2 protein-coding genes and 1 pseudogene (1 of these 3 cut by a window edge) are annotated in these 2479 nt (G+C 58.3%); all 3 read right to left on the minus strand.

Translation table 11 applies throughout. The features are described from left to right. Window positions 1-236: 236 nt before the first annotated feature. Entirely contained in the window at window positions 237-719 is a 483-nt protein-coding gene (greA, locus tag Q2B33_RS20375; RefSeq protein WP_296463955.1) for a transcription elongation factor GreA, read from the minus strand. A 117-nt stretch (window positions 720-836) separates the two neighbouring features. After that, window positions 837-2069: a hypothetical protein gene (locus Q2B33_RS20380; RefSeq protein ID WP_300792101.1), complete on the minus strand. Its 1233-nt coding sequence runs from the start codon at window positions 2067-2069 to the stop codon at window positions 837-839. Between the two features lie 18 nt (window positions 2070-2087). Next, window positions 2088-2479, minus strand: a pseudogene (dusB, locus tag Q2B33_RS24600) (tRNA dihydrouridine synthase DusB) (it continues 581 nt past the right edge of the window).

Consider the following 2479-nt stretch of genomic DNA (forward strand, 5'->3'; position numbering starts at 1 on the left):
CGTCATTAGTTTGTTGCGATGCAAGCATCGGGGAATGTACCCTCCTGGGATTCAAAACTGCGATTTATCAAGGTATATGCTTCTATATAATAAGATATAGTCCGACAAATTGGGAAACTTTTAGTATAATATAGCTTTCGTCTGTTTTAAGAGAGAAGAGCAAAAAGCCCCCTTGTAAAAAGAGAGCTGCACACGAATCGCTTCGTGTGACAGCCCCTTGTTCCTTTCTCTCTGTCCTATCTGCTCCTCTGGATCTCCAGCACCTTGTAGGTGAACGTGCCCGCGGCGGTCTCCACCTCCACGTTGTCCCCCACCTTGCAGCCGATCAGCGCCTTGCCCACAGGGCTTTCGTTGGAAATCTTGCCCTTTAAGCTGTCCGCCTCGGTGGAGCCCACGATTTTGTACTCCAGCTCCTCGCTGTACTCGATGTCCAAGAGCTTCACCACGCAGCCGATGTTGATTTTGTCCAGGTCTACCTCGTCCTCTACCACCACCTCGGCGTTCTTCAGAATCTTCTCCAGCTCCTCGATCCTGGTCTCGATGTCGCGCTGCTCGTCCTTGGCCGCATCGTACTCCGCATTCTCGGACAAATCGCCCTGCTCCCTGGCCTCCTTGATCTTCTGGGCCACCTCCTGGCGGCGCACCACCTTCAGCTCATGTAACTCGTCCTCATATTTTCTGAGCCCCTCATAGGTCAGAATATTTTTCTTCTCCTGCATTTCTTTTACATCCTTCCTGTTCTATTCTTTCTATTTTACGGATTACAATCCCGTCTTATCTTTGTCGTTTCCCTGTTGTCGACACCTAGACCAGTATACCTTCCTTTTGGGGCAGTGTCAAGGCAGTACAGGGCAGTTGCATCGTTTTTGTGCGTTTTTCCATATCTCTTTCATAGAAAAATAAGTGATGTCTTTCCCCCTTGCCAGAATCCTGCGCCGCTTCTCCTCCACGGAGAACATATCCAGCCACACGCTTCCCTCCGGCACCGCCGGCACCGCCATATAGGATTCCCCTGTGAAATCCACCACAATCACAGGCTCCCCGCAGAACAGCTGCAGCCGCTTCAGAGCCGCCCCGTCCTCCAGAAGCCGCAGCTCTATGGCCAGGCCATACTCCGTGTAGAAGTCCTCCACAAAGGCGGACAGTTCCTCGCCCCACTCCGCCTCCAGCAAGAACCAGCGCAGGCTCTTCATCCGCCTGGCATGGGCCTCCAGCACCTCCGGCAGACCGGGAGCCGTGCCCAGTATCACGAAATGGGGCGGTGATGCCGGGAGCCCCGCCCCCTGGGAAAACACCTGCCGCACCCAGAACCGCTGCGCATAGCCCTGGAATTCTTCCAGGGGAAGGTACTTGCGCCACAGGGCAGGCAGAATCTCCTGCATCCGGGTATCCCCCTCCCTGCCGGTCTGGGATCCTTCCGGCGGATGGCTTTCCCCTCCCCTGCCGGTCTGCGATCCTTCCGGCAGTCGGCTTTCCCCTCCCCTGCCGGTCTGCAGTCCGTTTTCCGGCAGAAAGCCTTCCGGCCTCTCCCAGTCCCTATCCCCTGCCTGTCCGTCCCGCGGCCCCGTCAGAATCTTGCGGAGGCTGTCCTCATACACGCAGCGGCAGCCGTCCATGTCCTGCGCAAACTCTGCCACCTCCCGGGCAAGCCCGCGCACCATCGCCTCCATCTCACCAATCAGCCCTTCCCTGGCGGCCAGCCATCGGGCCTCCTCCTGTTCCCAGGCAAGCCTCCCGGCCCGCAGCTCCCGCTGCCGCTTCCGCAGATCCCGCTTCTGCCGCACAGCCTTCCATGGACGGCACAGGGCAGAAGCCAGGCCATGTCGGCCCACCGCTTCCGCCGGCCTGGAATCCTTTGGATCCCCGGCAGATTGATCTGTCCATTCCGGCATGTCCGCCTGGCCTTCCATGCCCTCTCCCCAGGGCCTGGGGCCCAGCCTCCTCCCGAACCACTGTCCCTCGTCCACGTCCATCCCTATCCGTATCAGCAGATAGGCCTTCAGTCCCACAGGCTCTGCCTCCGGCCTCTCCAGGCCCCTTTTTCGATAAAAATACAATATGGTGTCCATGCCACAATATATGCGGCCTCACTGAAAAATAGTCTCCACTCCCGCTATCAGCTCTTCCATGGTTTCCATGGAGTTGATGGTCCGGCGGAACCGGGCGGAATGGGGCATGCCTGCCGTGTACCAGGCTAAATGCTTTCGCATCTCCCGCACGGCAGTGTATTCTCCCTTCGTCTTCATCTGCAGGTCCGCGTGCTCCAGCACCATCCGTTTCTTCTCCTGCCCCTCCGGCGGCTCCGGCATCCTCCCGGTATCCAGATAGCTGACGGTGTCCCGGAATATCCATGGATTCCCCTGTGCCGCACGGCCGATCATGACACCGTCGCACCCCGTCTGCTCCAGAAGCTTTCCGGCGGCTTCCGGGCTGTCCACGTCCCCGTTGCCGATTACCGGGATGCTCACTGCCTGCTTCA

The sequence above is a fragment of the uncultured Acetatifactor sp. genome (assembly GCF_948601915.1).
Classification (GTDB): domain Bacteria; phylum Bacillota; class Clostridia; order Lachnospirales; family Lachnospiraceae; genus Acetatifactor.

What these genes read in the sequence shown, in the direction of transcription:
- greA (WP_296463955.1), bottom strand. Translation starts at nt 719, where the DNA reads ATGCAGGAGAAGAAAAATATTCTGACCTATGAGGGGCTCAGAAAATAT.
- Q2B33_RS20380 (WP_300792101.1), bottom strand. Translation starts at nt 2,069, where the DNA reads ATGGACACCATATTGTATTTTTATCGAAAAAGGGGCCTGGAGAGGCCG.